The 19,962-nt window shown below is 31.6% G+C and carries 22 protein-coding genes; 18 read left to right on the top strand and 4 right to left on the bottom strand.

Annotated features, from left to right (window positions below; genetic code table 11):
- Positions 1–95: 95 nt before the first annotated feature.
- Positions 96–1,871, bottom strand: a complete 1,776-nt coding sequence (locus HYG85_RS04260) for a methyl-accepting chemotaxis protein (RefSeq protein WP_212692429.1) — start codon at positions 1,869–1,871, stop codon at positions 96–98.
- A 207-nt stretch (positions 1,872–2,078) separates the two neighbouring features.
- Here HYG85_RS04260 and HYG85_RS04255 point away from each other — a divergent pair, with 207 nt between their 5' ends.
- Positions 2,079–2,219, top strand: a complete 141-nt coding sequence (locus HYG85_RS04255) for a hypothetical protein (protein ID WP_193774383.1) — start codon at positions 2,079–2,081, stop codon at positions 2,217–2,219.
- A 39-nt stretch (positions 2,220–2,258) separates the two neighbouring features.
- Positions 2,259–3,896: a recombinase family protein gene (locus tag HYG85_RS04250; protein ID WP_212692428.1), complete on the top strand. Its 1,638-nt coding sequence runs from the start codon at positions 2,259–2,261 to the stop codon at positions 3,894–3,896.
- On the opposite strand, the gene HYG85_RS04245 is transcribed toward HYG85_RS04250, so the two are convergent.
- Complete coding sequence (locus tag HYG85_RS04245; protein WP_244971276.1) at positions 3,886–4,113, bottom strand: ABC transporter substrate-binding protein; 228 nt, start codon at positions 4,111–4,113, stop codon at positions 3,886–3,888. The two genes, HYG85_RS04250 and HYG85_RS04245, sit on opposite strands and share 11 nt — an antisense overlap.
- Positions 4,114–4,344: 231 nt before the next feature.
- Between HYG85_RS04245 and HYG85_RS04240 the strand changes: the two genes are divergently transcribed.
- The 4 genes from HYG85_RS04240 (at position 4,345) to HYG85_RS04225 (ending at position 6,590) form a co-directional block, all read left to right on the top strand.
- Positions 4,345–4,905, top strand: a complete 561-nt coding sequence (locus tag HYG85_RS04240) for a chromate transporter (protein WP_113671845.1) — start codon at positions 4,345–4,347, stop codon at positions 4,903–4,905.
- Positions 4,892–5,452: a chromate transporter gene (locus HYG85_RS04235; RefSeq protein ID WP_212692427.1), complete on the top strand. Its 561-nt coding sequence runs from the start codon at positions 4,892–4,894 to the stop codon at positions 5,450–5,452. The genes HYG85_RS04240 and HYG85_RS04235 overlap by 14 nt, the downstream gene beginning before the upstream one ends.
- A 21-nt stretch (positions 5,453–5,473) precedes the next feature.
- Positions 5,474–6,181 (top strand): phosphatase, encoded by a 708-nt coding sequence (locus HYG85_RS04230; protein WP_212692426.1) that lies wholly within the window; start codon positions 5,474–5,476, stop codon positions 6,179–6,181.
- 121 nt (positions 6,182–6,302) lie between these two features.
- The gene (locus tag HYG85_RS04225) at positions 6,303–6,590 is read left to right on the top strand and encodes a YerC/YecD family TrpR-related protein (protein ID WP_113671842.1); all 288 of its coding nucleotides are present in this window, start codon (positions 6,303–6,305) and stop codon (positions 6,588–6,590) included.
- 20 nt (positions 6,591–6,610) lie between these two features.
- On the opposite strand, the gene HYG85_RS04220 is transcribed toward HYG85_RS04225, so the two are convergent.
- A complete protein-coding gene (locus tag HYG85_RS04220; protein WP_212692425.1) occupies positions 6,611–7,228 on the bottom strand; it encodes a DUF1836 domain-containing protein in 618 nt (205 codons plus the stop codon).
- 258 nt (positions 7,229–7,486) lie between these two features.
- On the opposite strand from HYG85_RS04220, the gene pcrA reads away from it, so the two are divergent.
- The 3 genes from pcrA (at position 7,487) to rlmD (ending at position 11,604) form a co-directional block, all read left to right on the top strand.
- On the top strand, positions 7,487–9,706 hold the full coding sequence (gene pcrA, locus HYG85_RS04215) for a DNA helicase PcrA (RefSeq protein WP_212692424.1): 2,220 nt from the start codon (positions 7,487–7,489) through the stop codon (positions 9,704–9,706).
- Positions 9,707–9,818: 112 nt separating this feature from the next.
- Complete coding sequence (locus tag HYG85_RS04210; protein ID WP_212692423.1) at positions 9,819–10,145, top strand: hypothetical protein; 327 nt, start codon at positions 9,819–9,821, stop codon at positions 10,143–10,145.
- 109 nt (positions 10,146–10,254) lie between these two features.
- Positions 10,255–11,604, top strand: a complete 1,350-nt coding sequence (gene rlmD, locus HYG85_RS04205) for a 23S rRNA (uracil(1939)-C(5))-methyltransferase RlmD (RefSeq protein WP_212692422.1) — start codon at positions 10,255–10,257, stop codon at positions 11,602–11,604.
- A gap of 115 nt (positions 11,605–11,719) precedes the next feature.
- On the opposite strand, the gene HYG85_RS04200 is transcribed toward rlmD, so the two are convergent.
- Positions 11,720–11,938, bottom strand: coding sequence for a tyrosine-type recombinase/integrase (locus tag HYG85_RS04200; protein WP_330619220.1), 219 nt, complete (start codon positions 11,936–11,938; stop codon positions 11,720–11,722).
- 458 nt (positions 11,939–12,396) lie between these two features.
- Between HYG85_RS04200 and HYG85_RS04195 the strand changes: the two genes are divergently transcribed.
- The 9 genes from HYG85_RS04195 to HYG85_RS04155 all read left to right on the top strand — a co-directional run bounded on the left by HYG85_RS04195 (position 12,397) and on the right by HYG85_RS04155 (position 19,927).
- Positions 12,397–13,923 (top strand): sensor histidine kinase, encoded by a 1,527-nt coding sequence (locus HYG85_RS04195; RefSeq protein WP_244971275.1) that lies wholly within the window; start codon positions 12,397–12,399, stop codon positions 13,921–13,923.
- Entirely contained in the window at positions 13,916–14,614 is a 699-nt protein-coding gene (locus HYG85_RS04190; protein ID WP_212692420.1) for a response regulator, read from the top strand. Before HYG85_RS04195 ends, HYG85_RS04190 begins: the two co-directional genes overlap by 8 nt.
- A 131-nt stretch (positions 14,615–14,745) precedes the next feature.
- Positions 14,746–15,156, top strand: coding sequence for a tetratricopeptide repeat protein (locus tag HYG85_RS04185; protein WP_212692419.1), 411 nt, complete (start codon positions 14,746–14,748; stop codon positions 15,154–15,156).
- Positions 15,143–15,586, top strand: coding sequence for a potassium channel family protein (locus tag HYG85_RS04180; protein WP_212692418.1), 444 nt, complete (start codon positions 15,143–15,145; stop codon positions 15,584–15,586). The genes HYG85_RS04185 and HYG85_RS04180 overlap by 14 nt, the downstream gene beginning before the upstream one ends.
- Positions 15,576–16,241, top strand: a complete 666-nt coding sequence (locus HYG85_RS04175) for a potassium channel family protein (RefSeq protein WP_212692417.1) — start codon at positions 15,576–15,578, stop codon at positions 16,239–16,241. Before HYG85_RS04180 ends, HYG85_RS04175 begins: the two co-directional genes overlap by 11 nt.
- A 5-nt stretch (positions 16,242–16,246) precedes the next feature.
- The gene (locus tag HYG85_RS04170) at positions 16,247–17,728 is read left to right on the top strand and encodes a TrkH family potassium uptake protein (RefSeq protein WP_212692416.1); all 1,482 of its coding nucleotides are present in this window, start codon (positions 16,247–16,249) and stop codon (positions 17,726–17,728) included.
- A gap of 347 nt (positions 17,729–18,075) precedes the next feature.
- Positions 18,076–18,243, top strand: coding sequence for a helix-turn-helix transcriptional regulator (locus HYG85_RS04165; protein WP_212692415.1), 168 nt, complete (start codon positions 18,076–18,078; stop codon positions 18,241–18,243).
- Between the two features lie 200 nt (positions 18,244–18,443).
- Positions 18,444–19,481, top strand: a complete 1,038-nt coding sequence (locus HYG85_RS04160; protein WP_212692414.1) for a threonine aldolase family protein — start codon at positions 18,444–18,446, stop codon at positions 19,479–19,481.
- A complete protein-coding gene (locus HYG85_RS04155) occupies positions 19,481–19,927 on the top strand; it encodes a MarR family winged helix-turn-helix transcriptional regulator (RefSeq protein ID WP_212692413.1) in 447 nt (148 codons plus the stop codon). The genes HYG85_RS04160 and HYG85_RS04155 overlap by 1 nt, the downstream gene beginning before the upstream one ends.
- The last annotated feature ends 35 nt before the right edge of the window (positions 19,928–19,962 follow it).

Here is a 19,962-nt window from a genome sequence, read left to right as displayed (position 1 = left end):
TGGGGATTTTATTAACTATTATTAGAGGTGAATTAATATAGATTAAGGACTGCCTATTATTAGACAGCCCTTAGAATGTAATTACATTAGTAGATTTATTCTACTTTGAATTTATCAGTTTTATCTTTTAAAGTATACGCAACGGTTTTTTGCTCTTCAATACTAGCCCCAATCTCTTCAAAGGAGCTTGCTTGTTCTTCAATGACGCTGTTGATCTGTTGAACGGAACTGGCATCCTCTTGGATTGATGATGACATCTGATCCATTGCTTTTGTCATTTCTTCAGCTACCAAGGTTTGCTGATTAGATGAATCTGATATCATTTCAATCTTATCATTTATGTTTTTGATTGAGTTCAATATATTTTTAAAATGGTCATGAATGACATTAGATTTATCAACACTGACTTCAACTAATTCTTGTCCTTGAGAGATAGCTGAACTAGCATTATCAGCCTTTATTTGTATTTCACCTATCAAGTTACTAATGCTTAATGCTGACTCTTTGCTTTCTTCTGCCAGGTTTCTAACTTCATCTGCAACTACTGCGAATCCTTTACCATGCTCACCAGCTCTTGCTGCTTCTATAGCTGCATTTAATGCAAGTAGGTTAGTCTGTTCGGAAATGTTTGTAATTATAGTTACTATTTCACCTATTTTATCAGATGATGCTTTTAAGTTGACAATAGCTTCGTATACTTGATCTGTTGATATTTTCACTTTATTGTTGGCATTAACTACTTGTTGAATATTATCAGCACCTTGATTAGCATATTCTAGAGCTGAATTACTATCTTCAAAAGCACTCTTGACTTCTATTGAAACCATATCAGCAGTACTTGCTAATTCTTGAATGCTTGCTGTTGCTTCTTCGATTACACTAACATTATTCTGAGAACTATCAGATACACTAGCTATACCGTTAGCTATCTCTTCCATACCTTGGTTGGAATGTTCCATCCCTAATGAAATCTCATTAGATGATACTGCTAGATTATCCGCATTAAGTTTTACTTGTGATATAAGATCATGTATATTGTCAACAAATAAATTGAAGTATTTTGCTAATTCGCCTAATTCATCCTTAGTAGATATATTAAGTCTCTTGGTCAAATCACCTTCACCTTCAGATATATCTTTTAACATGTTTATAGATTTTTTAATAGGCTTTCTGATTCCTCTTGATATAAGGATACCTAGAATAATTGCTACTACTACTCCAAAAATAATTGTTCCAAGTACTATTAACTTAGCTGCAGCGTAGGTCTCGATACCTTTGTCATTAGCTTTATCAGCCTCGTTCATATTAAGTACAATGATCTCATCAAGCATACTATCAACTTTTAAGAATAATTCTCTGTTGTTTAATGAGACTTGTCTTGAACGTTTGTCAATGTCTACTATTTTATCATCAGTAGCTGATAATCCTGATGCTATAAGCTTATCTTTTTGTTTGGATAAGTCTATTATTTGTTGATTTAGTTCTTTCCACTTATTCCATTCTGTTGTAAGTTTTTCCCAATTGACAGCTTCTTCTTCTGTCTGTGGGAGTGCTGAGTATACTTCCCATGCTTGATCAGCTCTGTCATAAGCACTTTGAATATAAGCATATTGATCATTTCTGAATTTGGTGTTGGATAAGTCATTATTAATTAATGCACGTTCTCCTGCGATGATTGCTGTGTGGGCTTCATTGATGACTAATATGGATTCTACACTTGGAAGACGTACGTCAGCAATCTCATATTGATCATCCATTATAAGATCCATTGCACGATAACCAACAAATCCTACAACACCCGTAATTAAAGAAACTAATAGGAATCCTGTTAAAATTTTTGTTGCGATTTTCAAATTCTTGAACCAATGCATGTTACTACCTCCGTTAAAAAAATGCTAGTTATATAGATAAGATGCATTATATCATTTTATGTTATATTTTGTCAAAATTATCCAAACGTATTTATGTAAAAATCTATATTATAGATTATATTTGTACAATAACTTTTTCAATAGAATTAATAGGACATATTATAGAAGGCATATTAATAGATATATGTTAATATGGGAGAAATTTAAGTGGAAAACGACAATATAACTAAGATAAAATATGTTAATGGTATTAAGGTTATATGTAATTACAAGGGGGAAGACAAGGAAAAAGAACAAGTGGAGGATAGAGTCTTCAATATATTAGTCGATATAGGTAGGAATGATTAGAGAAAACAATTCAACATATGTATACAGGGGGTGTTACTTATGTATCATAACATAAAGGGATTAAGAACTATAGCATTGTATAGGGTTAGTACAGATAAACAGGATGAAGCTATGCAGAAAAAAAGCTGTAGGGATTTTTGTGAAACCAACGGACTAAAAATAATAGATGAGTATACTGAAATTGATGTTTCAGGGTTCAAAACTCCTCTAAAAGATAGATATGAGTTGATTAAGATTCTTATGCGGGCTGAAAAAAAAGAATTTGATATATTATTAATCTATAATAATGATAGATTGACTAGGCGTTCAGACGAAGCACCTCACATTCTACAGGTTCTGTCTAATAATGAAATAAGAGTGTTTGAAACGTCTACAGATGCTGAAATCAAAACGGATTCCCACATGGACAAGTTAATCAATTTTTTTAATAGCTGGACTGCTGAATTTGAAAGTATCAAGACTTCTATGAGAGTCAAATCCTCTTTTGCAGATAAAAATGAAGAAGGAAAATTTTTGGGAGGGTTACCATTTGGATATAGATTAATTAATACTGATTTTAAAAATAAAAAAGGCAAGTGTATAAATAAGATGATTATTGATGAGAACGAAGCAAATATAGTAAGAAAGATATTTGATTTATACATTAATAAAAATATGGGTACAGTAAGAATAGCTAACTACTTAAATGAAAACAGTTATTTAACTAGAAAAAAGAAAGAGGCATTAGACCATAATATTGATATAAAGGAAAATCAGTATCTATGGAGAGCTTCAACCATAACAAGAATACTGAGAAATCCAGCATATATAGGTCAAAAAGCATATAATAAAACTAAATCAACCAGAGATAAGGTAGTCAAGAACAAAAGAGAAGAATATAAGTTGCAACCATATAACGAAGAGCTTAAGATAATCAGTAACGAAGATTTTTATCAAGCAGGGTTATTGTTGGAAAGACGCAAAAAAAGAAAAGATGTTAAGGTAAGTACGGCAACAATAAGTGATAATGCACTTTGTAGTGGACTGATTTACTGTAGATGTGGAGCAAAACTTAAAACAGGTTATTCTATAAGCAAGTATCACAGAAAGAAAGACAATAAGGATATACAGCTGAAAGTGTATTATTATTATTGCCCTAATTCTAAAGTTAACAAAGTTAAACATAAGGAGATTACAAATAAGAATATATACAGCGTACTAAGATATGATTCTATCATTGATAAAATAATACTATATGAATTAAGGACTTTTAATGATAGAAGATATAAACAAGTCTTTGATGAAAAGATAAGCAGCAATATTCATACAAAACAAAATGAACTCAATAACTTGATAATATTAAGAGATAAGCTTGAAAAATTAATCATAAAATATGAGATAGCAATAGATGAATGTTTTATTAACGGTGAAGAAGATAAAGTTGATATATATATTAATAATATCAATCGTAACAAGGCTAAACTTACAAAAATAGATGCGGAGATACAGAAATTATCGAATCATAATCTTGATGCTGACATAAAAATAAAAACAATAAATACTAAAAATCAGGACTTTAGTAGTTTAGAAGATAGATACAGCAATGCTTCCCTAAATGAGAAGAAAGCAATTCTAAGTAAAATCATTAAGAAGATTATTATTAGTGAAGATGAGATAATAATAGATTTTATGTACTGATGTACTCATTTCCCCATCCTGTAGTTAGTTCAATATCAAGCCCTTCATCTTCAAAGAAACCTTTTTCAATGGCTACATATTGAGGAGCATAGAATATTGAATGAACAACTTCGTTAAGTCTTACAGTTGTAAGATTACTTTTGTTATTACATCCACTGAGCATTGCAGATAATGCAACAATTATAAGTACTACTAAGCTAACCAATTTTCTTCTCACTAATAAACCTCCTTATTTTGTGATATAAACAACTGCTGGTTGGTTGCTTACTTTGGTATTAAATATACTATGCGAATTAGATTGTACCTGTTACATTTATTACCTATAGTAATAATCTTAAAATGATAATAGAATATTATAATTATTTTGGTAGATTTTTTCCTTTAAATATAACTGTTTATATGGTAAAATATGTTGAGTTTTGACGTAATAATTAAAAGGTGATTAATGATGAATAATTTTAAAGAGATTATTAAATATTACTTGGTATTTTTTAAGATAGGGTTATTTACTATCGGTGGAGGTTATGCAATGCTTCCTATAGTGGAAAAAGAGTTAGTAGAGAAATACAAATGGTCCACTGAAGAAGAAGTTCTTGATAGTTATGCATTAGCACAATCCATTCCAGGAGTAATAGCTGTAAATACTTCTGCATTACTTGGTATAAAAGGAAAAGGAGTCTGGGGTGCGGTAGCTGCATCTCTTGGAGTCATATCTCCTTCTATTATTATAATAGTTATTATATCAATATTTTTTAACAGGTTCAGAGAGATTACAGCAGTAGCAAATGCTTTTAAGGGAATAAGGATTGCAGTCTTAGCGTTATTGATACTATCAGTCTACAAAATGGTCAGAAAATCTGTTAAAGATATTTGGGGAGTAGTACTTCTTACGGCATCTTTTGTTTGTGTCTTGATTTTTAATATATCACCAATATATGTAATTGTAGGAGCTGCAATTATAAGTATATTCATTTACTATAGAAAGGAAAAAGATAATGATCCTAGCTAGGTTATTCTATGAGTTTTTTAAAATCGGTCTATTTACTTATGGTGGCGGTTTGGCTATGCTGCCTTTACTTCAAGAAAAAGCGACTGCCTATGGTTGGCTGACTAAAGAACAGTTTACTGATATGATAGCCATATCCCAATCAACACCGGGAGCTATTGCAATCAATATGGCTACTTTTGTAGGTTATGACCAGGCAGGGTTTTTAGGGTCACTAATATCGTCTATAGGAGTTATACTACCTGGATTCATAATTATAATTATTGTAGCAAAGTTTTTGAAGCATTTTAATGAGAAACCTGTTGTCAAGGCAATTTTTGTAGGACTTAGAGCGACTGTTATAGGTCTGATACTTACCGCTGTTATTAATGTAGCTATGGTTTCAGTTGTTAACATTGATTTATACAATGAAACTAAGATTATAGGCAATTTATTTGATGTGAAATCAATAATTCTATTTGCAGTTACTATGTTTGCAGTGATAAAATACAAGAAGCATCCTATTTATTATATTATTTCAGCAGGGATTATAGGGATTATTATATGGTAATAAGTGAAAGGATCTGATCTAATGGATTATATACTAGATGTTCACACTCATACAATAGTTAGTGGACATGCATACAGTACTATGCAAGAAGTGATTGAACAAGCTGCTAAGAAAGGTCTAGAGTTGGTAGCTATTACTGACCATGCACCTGCTATGCCAGGTTCAGCACATATGTTTTATTTTAGTAATCTAGGAGTGTTACCACAATATATTTATGGTGTAGAAGTGCTAAAAGGTATAGAAGCTAATATAATCAATTATAATGGAGATATTGATGTTAGTGAAGTAATACTTAAGCAATTGGATATAGTAATTGCAAGTCTACATCCACCATGTATTGATTTTGGTAACATAGAAGAGAATACAAATGCAATAATAGGAGCCATGAAGAATCCTTATGTCAATATAATCGGACATCCAGATGATGCAAGATATCCTCTTGATTATGATAAAATTGTGAAAGCGGCAAAAGAACATAATGTACTTTTAGAAGTAAACAACAGTTCCATGAATCCTAACGGGTTCAGAAAAGGTGCTGACAAGATAAAGATCATGCTTGAGAAATGCATGAAAGAAAATGTTTCTGTAGTTATTAATAGCGATGCCCATGTATCATTCGATGTTGGAAAATTCGATAGCGCAATTAAGCTAATTGAAGAAATCAATTTCCCGAAAGAACTGATAGTTAATACTTCTAAGGAAAAATTAAAAAGATTTTTGAAAGGATAAATTATTACTTTACTTTAATATTTTATCGTGGTAAAATTTGATTAAGGAGTCGGGCATAATAGTAAATGGGAAAAACCATTTGGTTTTATTATTATACCTTAAGAAAGGGAGAGGGATATAAATGAGCAAGAATATTAAATCGAATGAGTTGGATAAGCTTTTTGAGGCTATATTGAACTTGAAAAACCCTGAAGAGTGTTATTTATTTTTCGAAGATATCTGTACAGTTAATGAATTACAGTCACTTGCCCAGAGATTACAAGTAGCTAAGATGTTGAGGGAGCAACATACATACTTAGAGATTGCAGAAAAAACTGGGGCATCTACTGCAACTATAAGTAGGGTAAACAGGTCATTGAATTATGGCAATGACGGTTATGATATGGTATTTTCACGAATGAAAAGCTAACGTTAAAACGTTAGCTTATTTTATTTCCCTTTATTCTCTTTTGGATCAGAGCTTTGTTTGAAATATCTGTCTATCAATTTTTCTGCCAAGTGTTTCTGGGCTGTTGCTTGTAAAGTCAATAGATATATGATATTAAACAGCTCCAACATATCTTTGTCTTTACCTTCTATATCAGAATCTTTAAATGTATTAACTGCTACTTCAATAGTATTTTCTATATGCTGCTTAAATAATTTAAACTCATCTTTCTGGACATTCAATAATTTATCATAAAATTCTTCCAAAGAAAAATCTGAATTGTTTTCTAACATATCTTTTATAGGTGATAAAAGTTTTTGAATATCAGTTATGGAAAGCACATGTTTAGAATAATAAATGAATATTAGCATAATCATATGATCAGGCGAATATTTTTTCTTTATTGGTGGTGGCAGTATATGGTTTTTACTATAGTTGTTAATCATTGTCTTAGTTAATATTTTATCTTCATCCCTACGTTTTAGGGAGCCTAGATTATCATCCATAAATGTAGTTACTTGATCCATATACAGGCTTATATTAGGTATGTCCTTTGAATAAACATGATCCATGTTCTCCAGTTGGTTTAATAATTTTTTCATATACGTTAAATAATTCATTAATTTATCACCTCATTATATGATGAGTAGCACTTAAAAAAGATAACTAATCAATAATAAAAATGTCTATATATTGTATTTTATGCATTATATTTATTATATAGTATATAAAACTACTTAGCAAGAAGTTTGTTAAATTAAGTGTATTATATTGAGACGCAAATACTTTCGAATAGTCCTATTTTGCTCTAGCGAATTTATGTTCGATATGATATTATATTATGTATATGAAAAACTTTACTATAGGTGGTAATAGATATGGATAAAAGATATGACTCTTTGAATAAGGAACAGAAAAAAGCAGTATTACATACAGAGGGCCCCTTGCTTATATTAGCTGGAGCAGGATCAGGAAAAACAAGAGTATTGACACATAGGATAGCTTATCTCATAGAAGAGAAGAAAGTAGCTCCTTGGAATATTCTTGCAATCACTTTTACCAACAAAGCAGCTAAAGAGATGAGAGAAAGAGTAGACAACCTTGTGGGCTCTGGAAGTGAGGATATATGGGTAAGTACGTTCCACTCCACATGTGTTAAGATACTAAGACGTCATATTGATAAAATAGGATATGACCGATATTTTACTATATATGATACTGATGACCAGAAAAAATTAATCCGTGACTGCATGAAACAGCTTAATGTTGACCCTAAGCAGTTCAAAGAAAATAGTATTCTAAGCAGTATAAGTTCTGCAAAAGATAAATTGCTTACTCCTAAAAAATTTGAAAAACAAGCTTATGAATACAGGGATCAAGTAGTATCAAAAGTATATACAATGTATCAGGATAGGCTTAAGAAGAACAATGCACTTGATTTTGATGACCTGTTAGTAAAGACGGTTGAAGTCTTCAGGCTTTGCCCAGATGTACTATCATATTATCAGGATAAGTTTAAATACATAATGGTGGATGAATATCAAGATACCAACCATGTGCAATATATTTTTGTAGGTCTACTGGCAAGCAGATACAAAAATCTATGTGTTGTTGGTGATGATGACCAGTCTATCTACAGATTCCGTGGTGCTGATATTAGTAACATACTTGATTTTGAAAAAGATTTTAGAAACGCTGAAGTCATAAAACTTGAGCAGAACTATCGTTCTTCAAAAAATATTCTAGAAGCTGCTAATCAAGTAATCAGTAATAACTATGGCAGAAAAAATAAGACCCTCTATACAGATAATGAATCAGGAGATTTGATTAATTATAGATGCCTTCAGAATGAACAAGCTGAAGCAGAGTTCATGGCTGGTGAGATAATAAAAGGCATTGAATCAGAAGGCAGAGATTTCAAGGATTACGCAATCCTATATAGAACCAATGCTCAATCACGTGTTATTGAGGAAAGATTCATACTTAACAATATACCTTATAAAATCGTGGGTGGTACATCTTTCTATCAAAGAAAAGAAATAAAAGATATCTTAGCATATCTTAAAACTATAAATAACAGTACAGATGATATAGCTGTAAAAAGAATAATAAATGTTCCAAGAAGAGGAATTGGTACAACAACAATTAATAAAGTAGAAAATTATGCATATAATAATGATGTGAATTTCTTCGACGCACTTTGTGAAGTGAGCCAGATACCAAATATGACACGTTCTTCTAAGAAAGTGGAAGCATTTACCCATTTTATCAGAACATTAAGAGTTGAGATGGCAACCATGAGTCTAGTTGATTTAACCAATGAAGTTATTGAGAGGACAGGTTATGTCAAAGAGCTTGAAGCGGAAGGTACTGATGAGGCACATGGAAGAATTGACAATATTGGAGAATTGATTTCCAAGTTAACTGAATATGAGAATAACGAAGAGGAACCAACCTTAAATGGTTTCTTGGAGGAAGTAGCCCTTATAGCTGATATAGATAACTATAATGAAGAGACAAATGTTGTTGTTCTTATGACTATGCATAGCGCTAAAGGCTTAGAATTCCCTTGCGTTTTCATTTCTGGTATGGAAGATGGTCTGTTCCCTAGCTATATGAGCATATCTTCAGGACAACAAGAGGATATTGAAGAAGAAAGAAGATTATGCTATGTAGGTATTACAAGAGCTAAACAGAAACTATATCTCTTAGGTGCTAATTCTAGAATGATTAGAGGTATGACTCAATATAATCAAGTATCAAGATTCATTAGAGAGATAAATAATGAGCTATTTGATCTAGAGTACACAAAACCAATACAGGACATGCCTAATGAGAAAACCAGTTTTAGAAAAAATGCTCATAGTTTCTTGAAGTCCAATCCATATGTGGTTAAAAAGAACGCAAATAAGATGCCAGCTCCTGGAGACTTTACCCTTAACTATGAAGTAGGGGATTTAGTCAAACATATGAAATTTGGTATAGGTGAGGTACTTGCTATACAACCAGGAGGAGCAGACTACGAAGTTACAGTTAATTTTCCAAGTGCTGGTGTAAAAAAACTCATGGCTAGACTAGCAAATCTTAAAAAAGCTTAAAATATTAAGAGTTTAATAAAATTTTAATGAAAATAAGAATAAAATTGGTTTAAAAATGCTAAGAATAATGGTATAATTATACAAAATATTCAAAAGAAGGGTTGGTGTAAGTATGATTGAGAAATTTAACAAAGAAGAGTTCCTTAATATGATGCAGGTAAACGACTTGCTAAAGAAGTTTAAAGGTAATGATAAGGAAGACAAGGAACATAAAAGCAAGACATGGGTTTGGGTGGCACTTGGTGTAGTTACAGTTGCCGCAGGAGCTTTTGCATTATACAAGTTGCTAGCCCCAAATGAATTCGAAGATTTTGAAGACGAAGAGGATTTCGAGGAATTTGAGGAATTCGAAGATGAAGATTTTGAAGATATGGATTATGAAGAAAGTGACAATTACAGCTCAGACGAAACAGTAGAAGAGTCACAATCTGAAGAATAGTAAGAATTACAGCGGAGAAAGTATTCTCCGCTATTTTTAAGCAATAAAGAGTTAACGGTATATTAAATACTGTAATTATTATTATAACGGTACTATTGAGGAGACTTATATGAAGAAGAAAGATATTATTGAAGGTATTGTTGAGAAAGTTGAATTTCCTAATAAGGGAATTATAAATATAGATTCAGAGAAAGTTATTGTCAAGAATGTAATACCAGGACAGAAAATAAAAGCTGTAGTAACTAAGAAAAGAAAAAATAAAATAGTTGCTAGAGCATTAGATATATTAGAAAAATCACCTATGGAAGGTGAAGCTCCATGTAAGGTATTTGGCAAATGCGGAGGCTGTTTATATCAGTCTTTACCATATGAAGAGCAATTGAAGTTGAAGGAATCACAGGTTCTAGAGTTATTAGATACATTAGGTACCCATTATGAATATGAAGGTATAACTAAGAGTCCTATGGAGTTTAATTACCGTAATAAGATGGAGTATAGCTTTGGTGATGAGTATAAGGATGGACCTCTTGCATTAGGTATGCATAGAAAAGCGTCATTGTATGATATTGTTACAGTTGATGATTGTAAGATAGTTAGTGATGATTTTAATGTGATACTTAAGACTACTCTTGATTATTTTTCTGAGAGAGATATACCTTATTATTATAAGAGAACACATGAAGGTTATCTTAGATATTTGGTAGTTAGGAAAGCTGTTAATACACAAGAGATTCTTGTTAATCTGGTTACTTCTTCTCAGATGGATTTTGACCTTAGTGAATGGGTTGGTGAGTTGAATAATTGTAATCTGGATGGGAAAATAGTATCTATAATGCATACTATAAATGATAATCTAGCAGATGCAGTTAAGGTGGACGAGATCAGAAAGCTGTATGGCAGGGATTATTTTGTTGAGAAACTCCTTGGATTAGAATTTCGTATTTCATCTTTTTCATTTTTTCAGACTAATTCTCTAGGTGCAGAGAAACTGTATTCTGTAGTAAGGGATTATGTTGGTGAGACTAGGGATAAGGTTATATTTGACCTCTATAGTGGCACGGGGACTATTACTCAGATGTTAGCGCCTGTTGCAAAGAAGGCTGTAGGGGTTGAGATTGTTGAGGAAGCTGTTGAGGCGGCTAAGGAGAATGCTAAGTTGAATGGGCTTGGTAATTGTAAGTTCATAGCTGGGGATGTGTTGAAGGTTATTGATGAGCTTACGGATAAACCGGATATTATTGTATTAGATCCACCAAGAGATGGTATTCATCCTAAGGCTCTTGATAAGATTATTGATTATGGCGTGGAGCAGATTGTTTATGTTAGTTGTAAACCAACTTCTTTGGTTAGGGATTTGGAAGTGTTTTTGAGTAGAGGTTATAAGGTTGAGAGAGTTAGGTGTGTGGATATGTTTCCGCATACTGTTCATGTGGAGACTGTTTGTAAATTGTACCGATAAATGCAGGGTTTATAGTCATTATAGAAATAAAAAAATTAATTTGCCACCTTAATGCCACCGTCAGTACTTAGTCGGTGGCAAATTATTTTATTGTGTTTTCAAATATCTCAACAGTTTATTTTTTCATTTTTTTAGTTACATGTGAATAGGTATCCATAGTAGTAGAGAGTTTAGCATGTCCTAATCTATCTTGAATATCTTTAATATTTGCTCCAGCTTCTAGAAGCATAGTTGCATGTGTATGCCTTAATGAATGAAAATTAAAGTTGATACCTATTTCATAATTAACAACTCTACTAAGATATTTAATACTATCTGAAGTAATTAATTCCAATTAAATCCTTGCTTATAAAAGTTCAATAATACTGCAAAATTTATAAATGCCGCAAAAGTAGCATTTTGTACCAGTCTGTTAAATGATATACATTTTGCATATTAGTTTTTCATTTATTCACATTTTTTACATCTATTGAATTAAGATATAACTTATGATATTATGGTTTATATTTTAAACTGTAGGTGGCCAAAAAAGTATTTTGATTTTTTTATGAATGCAAAAATGAGTATTATGAAAATAATTAATCATCATCAGACTGAGGTTAATGGATTGATTTAGCTGATTTAGTACTATGTAGTAAATTAAAAGTGAATCAGGTAATAAAGGAATTAATTGTGAGTGGGTACGTGGTAATACTTAGAAAACGTGGAAAGTTATACCACAACCAATAAGGCAAAAATGATTTGAAACGTTACAAGGTGATGCACAAAATTGTATTCGGAAGGTGGATGTTTGTGATTCAGAAAAAAGATGCTTTGAATAGAAAAATATTTTCATTATTTTTAGTAACTTTATTTCTCGGAATAGCTTCTATGATAGGATACCTATTTCACAGATTAGAGTTCTCTGAGACCAACATAGTAATTGTGTATATATTATTTGTATTATTATCAGCTAGATTAACTTCAGGATATTCTTACGGAATTATATCATCTATAGCATCAACGTTTACCTATAATTATCTATTTACAGAACCTTATTTTACATTTCAGGTTAATGATCCAGGATATATTATGACATTCATTATTATGACAGTAACAGCTGTTATTACGAGTGCGTTGACATCCAGAGTGAAGCAAAATGCTATTGAATCATCTAGAAAAGAAACAGAAACCAGAGCTTTATACCAACTTACCAATCATTTAACGGATGCAATCGATATGCACGATATTGCAAAAATCACAGCAGAAGCGATAAGTGAAATCTTTTCTTATAAAATAGGATTTCTTTGCTTTGATGAGAATGGAGTACCTGAAAAATCATTTGTTCAGCAAATTTCAAAAGACAAACAAATTTATAGAGAAGTTGATGATGTCATGCAAATTAAATATAGAATTGAAGAATTGCGAACTGCATACTATATGAATGAGGAATTTTGTGATTGGCCAATCTATGGGAGGGAGACGATACTTGGTATTCTTCGGATTCCGAAAGAAATATCTGAAAATCTAAACGATTCACAGATTAAACTATTGCATACTATGTTAGAAAGTACAGCTCTGGCAATGGATCGTTTAATGGAATCGAAACAACGACTCAAATCAAAAGAGGAGATGGTTCAAGAACGTTATCGTGGGAATTTACTTCGAGCAATTTCTCATGACATCAGAACACCATTATCTGGAATTATGGGTACGGCTGAAATACTGATGGATATGACAAAAGAAAAAGAAGAAGAATTTGAATTAGTAACTGCCATATACAAGGATGCTGATTGGCTACGTTCATTAGTAGAGAATATATTGAATTTGACTAAGTTACAAGAAGGTAAATTGATTCTGAACAAACAGTTTGAGGCTTTGGAAGAATTGATTGGAAGTGCAATTGGACATTTTTCACGAAGAACATTAGATTTTGAAATTACAGTGGATCTGCCTGAAAAGATTATCTTGATACCAGTTGATGCAAAATTGATTATGCAAGTATTAATAAATCTTATAGATAATGCTATGAAACATTCAGAAGTAAATAGTGAAATTCGAATTAAAGTAATAGAAATAGAGTCGAAAAAAGAAGTAGAAGTATCTGTCATTGATAGTGGGGAAGGAATTACATACAAAGATTTACCTAATATATTTCAAATGTTTTACACTTCTAATTGCCGAATTACAGACGTGAAACATGGTATAGGTTTAGGTCTTAGTATATGTGAAGCTATTGTTCAGGCACATGGAGGGACTATAAAGGCTGAGAATAGACAAAATAATAATGGAGCAGTTTTTAGTTTCACCTTGCCAATGGAGGAAAAAACAAATGAGTAATTACAATGAAACAATTTTAATTGTAGAGGACGATCCTCAGATTCGTAAATTTATAAAATATACAATTGAGAAAGAAGGATACAAATTATTTAGTGCTGCTAATGCTCAAAATGCATTAAATATCTTTGTAACGGAAAAAATTGATTTAATTATTTTAGATTTAGGACTACCAGATTATGACGGAGTTGAAGTGATTGGAAAGGTTCGAGAATGGTCAGAAGCACCAATTATTGTCGTTTCAGCTAGAGATCAAGATAAAGAAAAGGTGCTAGCTCTTGATTCAGGAGCAGATGACTATATTACTAAACCTTTTTCTGCAATAGAGCTATTAGCGAGAATCAGGGTTGCAATTCGGCATTTGTATAAAAAAGGGATTAAGACAGTACAGACATGTTTTAAGGTAGGCGATTTAATGATAGATTTTGAAAGCCGTCTTGTTTCTATCGGAGGGGAGGAAATTCATTTAACACCAAATGAATATAGTTTGCTATCTTTACTATCAAAAAATGCAGGAAAAGTTATTACAACAGGAAGTATATTAAAGGAAATATGGGGTATGAATTATGGGTCTGATACACAAGTTCTTAGGGCTCTAATGGCTGGACTTAGAAGAAAAATTGAGAAAACACCTGCTAAACCAAGATACATAATTACTGAGGTTGGAGTAGGTTATAGATTAGTTGATGAATGAAAACTGCTTTGGAAACAAGGCAGTTTCTTTATGTTAAAATCTCACACAATTCTCACATGAATAAATGAATCCTCACACAAAACTCACAACTTATCTATTAGAATATAAGTAGATAAGAGGAGGTGTTCATTATGACACAACAAAACAAAAATAAAAGTGAATCCAATCATCAAACTTTATGTAATCAAGTAAGAGATTTAATACAAAGTGGTCAATATGATGATTGTTATAAAGTGATTGTAGAGGAAATGAAAAATTCACCTCATGCGCCAGAGCCTCATAATCTTTTAGGGATGCTCTTAGAAAGAAGAGGAAATCATCTTTTAGCCATGAAGCATTTTAGAGTGGCCTGGAATTTAGATCCGACCTATCTGCCTGCAAGGCTTAATCTCAATGTATTCGGAACATTCTTCTCTAAGGGAACTGGTGCTTATGATGAGAGTGATTGCCCTGTTTTGGAAGAGAAGAATCCATACACAGTGGAATATGACAAAAATAATATTGGGCATATAGTAAGGAGGAATACACATGAAAATGAATAATATAAAAGATGACTATCAGATAGTGATAATTGGTTGTGGTAGACTGGGAGCAAGTATTGCCAATACATTATCAAATAAAAACAGAAATGTAACTATTGTAGATATAAACAAGGATTCTTTTGGGAAGCTGTCACCATCTTTTAGCGGCTTGTTAATGGAAGGTGATGCAACAGATATTAAAGTACTAAAAAAAGCAGAAATAAATAAAGCAGATGTTCTAATAGCAGTTACAGATAATGACAATATAAACATTTTAATTGCACAGATGATGAAAAGTATTTTTAATATAAAGGAAGTAATTGCGAGATTATACGATCCTGAGAAGGAATGTGTTTATAAAGAGAGTCATATTCAGACCGTTTTCCCGGCTTTGCTATCGGCAGGTGAAGTTGGTCGTATTCTAGATAAGGAGGAAGACGATGAAAAATAAAGTATTACTAATAGGTGGATTCCATAAAGCAACAGCTTTAGCAAATTCACTCATTAACAGAGGATATTCCGTAACAATTATAAATGAGAATTATGCAGATTGTATGAGTCTTGCTGAAAACAATCAGTTAAAAGTAATTCATGGGGATGGTTCGAAACCATATGTATTAGATGATGCGGAAGCATATGAAAATGAAATAGCAATAGCACTCACACAGCATGATGAAGATAATCTTGTAATCTGCCAATTATGTAAGAAAAAATTTGGGATTAAGAAAACAGTATCATTAGTGAATGATCCCAAAAAGACAGATTTCTTTCATAAAATGGGGATTGATTCAGTGGTGTGTGCAATTAATACAATTACAGGAATTATTGAACAACAAGCATTTATGGATGAAATGGCTACTGTATTACCTATAGGACAGGGAAATATCAGTATTGCTGAGGTACCAATTTTACAGTCAGCACCAAGTGTAGGAAAGAAAATATGGGAAATTGATTTACCCAAGGAAGTCATTATCGGCTGTATTTTGAGAGGTGAAAGCAGTATGGTTCCAAGAGGAGATACAAGACTTTTATCTGGAGATATTCTCGTTTTAATCTCATCTAAAGAAAATCATATATCAGCAATTAGAGAGTTGACAGGAAGGTGAGTGCTATGAAAAAAATGGTTATTCATTCTGGAGATATTGGTAAGTTAATATTATTAGTTAGTTTATTCCTCATAATACCTTTATTAGTACTACCATTTTATCCGGAAAATGTGAAATATATTCCAGCATTTCTTATACCAGCCTTAATCTCTGCTATTTTCGGGATATTTATTTGTGCAGTGACACAAAGTTCCAATAATGATGAGGCATTTACAACAAAAAGAGGTAGTGTTACTGTCTTGTTTATTTGGCTCTATAGTTTTTTTATTGGAGCATTACCATTTGTATTAGGTGGACAACTGACTTTTGTACAAGCTTTATTTGAATCAGTAAGTGGTTGGACAACAACTGGATTATCTACAATGGATGTTAGAGAAGTACCAAAAATATATTTATTTTACAGAAGCTTTATGCAATATTGTGGTGGTCTTGGATTTGTAATGGTGATGGTAATGTTAATTCAAGGAAAACAGGCAATGAGTTTGTATAGTGCAGAAGGTCATTCAGATCAATTAGTACCTAATCTTGGAAGAACAGCAAGAACTATTTTTTTAATGTATATGACATACCTCTTAATAGGAACCAGTGTCTATGTTATCTTTGGAATGTCAGTATTTGATGCTGTAAATCATGCCATGTGTGCACTGTCCACAGGAGGGTTTTCTACACAATATGATAGCATTGGGGCATATGACAGTATTGCAATCGAAGCTGTTACTATATTTCTAATGATTATTGGAACGACTAATTTTGCAGTATTATTATTACTTTCAAAAAGAAAATTTAAGCGACTGGCAAAGGTAAGTGAAGTTAGATTTTTGTTTGTTCTTCTTTTCATAACAGTTCCGTTTGTTGCAGGGTCACTTGCTTCTGGCCTTTATATTAGTATTGCTAAAGGATTTAGATTATCAGTGTTTAATATTGTATCAGCACTATCAACAAGTGGGTTTTCAACTATGTCTTATGTACAATGGCCTGCATTTAGCATTGGAATGATGATACTGCTTATGATAATTGGTGGAGGAATAGGATCAACAGCAGGTGGTTTGAAATTGACCAGAGTATATTTAATGTACCGTATAACGAGAGAAAACATAAAAAAAAGATTATCAGCATCAAGAACAGTAAGCAACCCATATTTTTATCGAGCTCAAGGAAAGACTTTTATTGATAAATCTTTGGAGTCGGATACGGTTGGATTTATATTTCTTTATATTGTTATATTTGTTATTGGTTCACTATTAATAACTTTGACCGCATCTTGTTCCTTGAGTGATGCAATGTTTGAGTTTGCCTCATCACTCGGTACAGTTGGACTTTCTATTGGATTAACAGGACCTACAACGAACAATATGACACTTTTTATTGAAATGATAGGAATGTTATTAGGTAGATTAGAAATCTTTATAGTAATAATAGGTATTAATTCGAGCATAAAACAAGCATTTAACTTATGTAATAATAAGAATACTTGTTGTAAAAAATAAAATTAATTAAAGTGCTGTATTTGTGCTTAATAAAAACGTATATTTTTGATAAAGGTTTATCGTCATTATAGAAATAAAAAACATTAATTTGCCACCTTATTGCCATCGTCAGTACTTAGTCGGTGGCAAATTTTTGAAGATAGAGCACAAAGGAATAAATTTAAATTAAATGAAGAGATTTATACGATTGTTACAAGAGATTGAGCTAGAAATAGATGAAGATTAAAATTTAAAGACTATCTTTAGTAAAAAACACTAGGAGTATTTTTGCCGACAATACTGTGCATGAAAAGTCGAGTTAATAACCAATAATAATGTTACTCTTTTATTCAAAGGAGGTTAAGCGAATGAAATGGTTAGAAAAAATGAATAATGCAATAGACTATATTGAAGACAATATTACTAGTGATAATGATTATATTCATTTAGCTAGAACTACTGGCTGTTCCTTATATCATTTTCAAAGGATGTTTTCCTTTATTTTAGATAATATATCAGAAGAAGAAGGCCTATGAACTGGAGAATAGTCATATGAAAATAAAGCTGCTATTAAATTTAATTTAGGACTATATGGGTGAAGGAATATTAATTTTAAGGTACTTCTAAGTTCTTTTAGAACATATAGTAATATTTTAGTTGAAAACTCTACTATTTTGGTGTAAAATTTTATTAGTAGAACTTTCAACTAATATTCATATAAGAAAGGGGTTCTTGAATGTATAGTTTTAAAGATGATTACAGTGAAGGCGCACATTATAAAATTTTAGAAGCCTTAGTATCAACTAATCTTGTACAAGAAGACGGATATAGTATGGATTCTCATTGTAAAAGAGCAATAGAACTTTTAAAAGAAGCTACAGATGATTATTCTATTGATGTGCATTTTATTTCAGGTGGGACACAAACCAATCTTTTGACTATAAGCTCTTGTCTTAGACCTCATGAAGCATGCATATCAGCTAAAACTGGTCATATAGCTACTCATGAAGCAGGAGCAATAGAAGCCACTGGACATAAGATAATTACTATAGAAAATTCACAAGGTAAATTATCACCAGATTCAATCCAACATGTATTAAAGAAATATAGTTTCGAATATGCAGTAAAGCCTAGGGTAGTTTATATTTCTAATCCTACTGAGCTTGGAACAATTTATACAAAAGAGGAATTAAAGACGCTTTATAAATTTTGTAAATCAAATGGACTTTTACTTTATTTAGATGGGGCTAGACTTTCTTCTGCATTAGTTGTACCAGAAGCACATCTTTCACTTAAGGATATAAATAAGTACACAGATGCCTTCTTTTTTGGTGGTACAAAAAATGGTGCCCTTTTAGGAGAAGCACTTATATTTTCAAATGATGATTTTAAATTGGATTTTAGATATATGCTTAAGCAAAAAGGTGCTATGCTGGCTAAGGGACGAATACTTGGAATTCAATTTGAAACGCTTTTAGAAGAGAATTTATATTTAGATATAGCAAAACATGGGAGAAACTTAGCTCAAAAAGTGCAATCAAATCTTAAAGCTATAGGATTTAAGTTATTAGTAGAATCACCAACAAATCAGATATTTCCTATATTTTCTAATAATATGATTGAAAATTTGAGAAAAGATTTTGCTTTTCATACTTGGTCTTTTATAGATCAGGAAAATAGTTGTATTCGTTTAGTTTTTTCTTGGGCTACACCTATAGAAAAAGTAGATGAATTCTTAAATAGAGTAAACCAATTAAAGGAGAAAGGCTTATAATGAGTAATCCAAAGCATCTTATACTTAGAAGATTAGGATCTTTAACTAGAACGATACATGCTATAGTAGAGTCAGAATTTAATAAATATGGATTAAAAAGAGGTCAATTCATTTATATCATCAGAATTTGTGAAAATCCAGGTATTAATCAAATGACTCTTTCCAATATATTAAAAGTTGATAAAACAAGAACTGCTAAGAGTATAAAAAAATTAGTAGAGAATGAATTTATTACAAAAGAAAGAGATAAAAATGATGCTAGATCTTTTTTGCTTTATCCAACTGATAAGGGGCAAGAAGTCTATAAAAAAATCATTAAAGAAGAAAATAGGCAGATAGATATTTGTTTTAAGGGATTTAATGATTCGGAAAAAGAAATAATATCTGTTCTTCTTTCTAAAATGACTAATAATCTAGAAGAAGATTGGAAAAATCTTAAAAGGTAGATTAGAGTAAATAATACACATTGTGAAGATGGAGG

The sequence above is a fragment of the Vallitalea guaymasensis genome, assembly GCF_018141425.1.
In the GTDB taxonomy this organism is placed as follows: domain Bacteria; phylum Bacillota; class Clostridia; order Lachnospirales; family Vallitaleaceae; genus Vallitalea; species Vallitalea guaymasensis.
Note: the sequence above shows the minus strand (reverse complement) of the source record. Positions and strands in the feature narration are given on the sequence as shown.

What these genes read in the sequence shown, in the direction of transcription:
- HYG85_RS04260 (WP_212692429.1), bottom strand. Translation starts at nt 1,871, where the DNA reads ATGCATTGGTTCAAGAATTTGAAAATCGCAACAAAAATTTTAACAGGA.
- HYG85_RS04250 (WP_212692428.1), top strand. Translation starts at nt 2,259, where the DNA reads ATGTATCATAACATAAAGGGATTAAGAACTATAGCATTGTATAGGGTT.
- HYG85_RS04240 (WP_113671845.1), top strand. Translation starts at nt 4,345, where the DNA reads ATGAATAATTTTAAAGAGATTATTAAATATTACTTGGTATTTTTTAAG.
- HYG85_RS04235 (WP_212692427.1), top strand. Translation starts at nt 4,892, where the DNA reads ATGATCCTAGCTAGGTTATTCTATGAGTTTTTTAAAATCGGTCTATTT.
- HYG85_RS04230 (WP_212692426.1), top strand. Translation starts at nt 5,474, where the DNA reads ATGGATTATATACTAGATGTTCACACTCATACAATAGTTAGTGGACAT.
- HYG85_RS04225 (WP_113671842.1), top strand. Translation starts at nt 6,303, where the DNA reads ATGAGCAAGAATATTAAATCGAATGAGTTGGATAAGCTTTTTGAGGCT.
- HYG85_RS04220 (WP_212692425.1), bottom strand. Translation starts at nt 7,228, where the DNA reads ATGAATTATTTAACGTATATGAAAAAATTATTAAACCAACTGGAGAAC.
- pcrA (WP_212692424.1), top strand. Translation starts at nt 7,487, where the DNA reads ATGGATAAAAGATATGACTCTTTGAATAAGGAACAGAAAAAAGCAGTA.
- HYG85_RS04210 (WP_212692423.1), top strand. Translation starts at nt 9,819, where the DNA reads ATGATTGAGAAATTTAACAAAGAAGAGTTCCTTAATATGATGCAGGTA.
- rlmD (WP_212692422.1), top strand. Translation starts at nt 10,255, where the DNA reads ATGAAGAAGAAAGATATTATTGAAGGTATTGTTGAGAAAGTTGAATTT.
- HYG85_RS04190 (WP_212692420.1), top strand. Translation starts at nt 13,916, where the DNA reads ATGAGTAATTACAATGAAACAATTTTAATTGTAGAGGACGATCCTCAG.
- HYG85_RS04185 (WP_212692419.1), top strand. Translation starts at nt 14,746, where the DNA reads ATGACACAACAAAACAAAAATAAAAGTGAATCCAATCATCAAACTTTA.
- HYG85_RS04180 (WP_212692418.1), top strand. Translation starts at nt 15,143, where the DNA reads ATGAAAATGAATAATATAAAAGATGACTATCAGATAGTGATAATTGGT.
- HYG85_RS04175 (WP_212692417.1), top strand. Translation starts at nt 15,576, where the DNA reads ATGAAAAATAAAGTATTACTAATAGGTGGATTCCATAAAGCAACAGCT.
- HYG85_RS04170 (WP_212692416.1), top strand. Translation starts at nt 16,247, where the DNA reads ATGAAAAAAATGGTTATTCATTCTGGAGATATTGGTAAGTTAATATTA.
- HYG85_RS04165 (WP_212692415.1), top strand. Translation starts at nt 18,076, where the DNA reads ATGAAATGGTTAGAAAAAATGAATAATGCAATAGACTATATTGAAGAC.
- HYG85_RS04160 (WP_212692414.1), top strand. Translation starts at nt 18,444, where the DNA reads ATGTATAGTTTTAAAGATGATTACAGTGAAGGCGCACATTATAAAATT.
- HYG85_RS04155 (WP_212692413.1), top strand. Translation starts at nt 19,481, where the DNA reads ATGAGTAATCCAAAGCATCTTATACTTAGAAGATTAGGATCTTTAACT.